This is a genomic window from Bifidobacterium sp. POST2/T3 (B1), from assembly GCF_058197115.1.
This window is the reverse complement of record NZ_JBVPQK010000234.1, coordinates 1-1,702: the sequence shown is the minus strand read 5'-3', so window position 1 is coordinate 1,702 and position 1,702 is coordinate 1. Positions and strand designations below refer to the sequence as shown.

General features: G+C 63.0%; 1 protein-coding gene. It reads left to right on the top strand.

Annotated elements, in window-relative coordinates; all coding sequences use genetic code 11:
- The first annotated feature begins 30 nt into the window (after positions 1-30).
- Positions 31-1,440 (top strand): DNA repair protein RadA, encoded by a 1,410-nt coding sequence (radA, locus tag AC0AP0_RS09630; RefSeq protein ID WP_110425715.1) that lies wholly within the window; start codon positions 31-33, stop codon positions 1,438-1,440.
- The last annotated feature ends 262 nt before the right edge of the window (positions 1,441-1,702 follow it).

The following is a 1,702-nucleotide window of genomic DNA, read 5'->3' as shown; positions in this document are numbered from 1 at the left end:
CTCGTCCCTGAATCCCGATAGCGTGCAGGTATGGCCAAGACGACGACGCAATACGTGTGCACGGAGTGCGGCTGGACCGGCGGCAAGTGGTTCGGACGCTGCCCTGAATGCGGCCAGTGGGGAACCATCGAGGAATTTCATGAAGCCCGTGTCGTAGGTGCAGGCGGTGGTCTGTCCTCCTCTGGCGGCAGCCATACGGCACCTGCGCCCCCGAAGACCGGCCTGGCCCGGCCCATCACCCGGGTAGGCACGGACCAAGTAAAGCGTATTCCCACAGGATTCGAGGAGTTCGATCGGGTCCTGGGAGGAGGCATCGTACCAGGATCGGTCATCCTCTTGGCCGGCGAACCGGGCATCGGCAAGTCCACCCTCCTGCTGGAGACCGCTGGCCGTGTAGCCGACCTGGGCGACCAGGAAGACAAGGTGCTCTACATATCCGGCGAGGAGTCCCAGGCTCAGGTGCGAATGCGGGCAAGTCGGGTGGGAGCGCTCAAGGATTCACTGCTGCTGGCTTCGACGACCGACCTGGCCACGGTGCTTGGGCTGATCGAGCGCGAGAAGCCGGCACTGGCCATCGTGGACTCCGCCCAGACCATCGTCTCCAGCCAGGTCGACGGCATCGCCGGGGGCTCCACCCAGGTACGCGAGGTAGCCATCAGCCTGATCGACATGGCCAAGTCGCACGATATCCCCATCCTTCTGGTAGGCCACGTGACCAAAGACGGCTCCATAGCCGGACCGCGGACCCTGGAGCATCTGGTTGATGTAGTCTGCCAGTTCGAGGGCGATTCCCAGACCGCTTTACGCCTGCTAAGAGCAGTCAAGAATCGGTTCGGCCCCACCGACGAGGTGGGCTGCTTCGACATGGGCGAGCAGGGCATCGAAGAAGTCAGCGATCCCACTGGGCTCTTCCTGTCTACGGCGGGGCAGGAGGTGGAGGGCACCTGCGTGACCTTTACCTTGGACGGCCACCGCAGCCTACCCATCGAAATCCAAGCTCTGGTCACCTCCTCGGTTCTGCCCACTCCCCGTCGCAACACCAACGGAATCGATGCCAACCGCCTGGCCATGCTGGCCGCGGTGCTCTACCGACACGGCCGAGTCAACCTGCTGACACGGGACTTGTATGTGTCCACCATCGCCGGCGGGCTGGCCAAGGAGCCCGGATGTGACCTGGCCATCGTGGCCGCCCTGGCCAGTGCAGCCAAGTCCCGGCCCATCCTGCGCACCACCTGTGCCATGGGCGAGATATCACTGACAGGACAGGTCAGGCCTGTGCCTCAGCTCAACCACCGACTGCAAGAAGCCGCTCGCCTAGGATTTACACGAGCACTGGTCCCGCCTGATCGTCACTCAGGAGGTCGAAAGCCCATTCAGGGATTGGAAGTGATCGAAGTCACCTATCTTGCCGAGGCTCTGGAGGCTCTGGGGCTGGTCTAAAAAGTGGCCGCTGGTCCCCTATCGCACCATAAGGCGTTCACCTGCCGACTCGTTAACCTGCCGGACTAGGATGGAGTCGCCGGAAGACCGACACTCATCATCATCGCGAGGAGCAGATCAGCATGACCATCTTCACCAGGAAAACCATACGCAGGCTGACGGCGGCCGCACTCACGACAGTCACGCTCATGGCCGGCGCGGCCTGTGGCTCCTCATCGAGCAACAGCGGGCAGTCAGCGGACAAGCAGGACATCACCCAGCA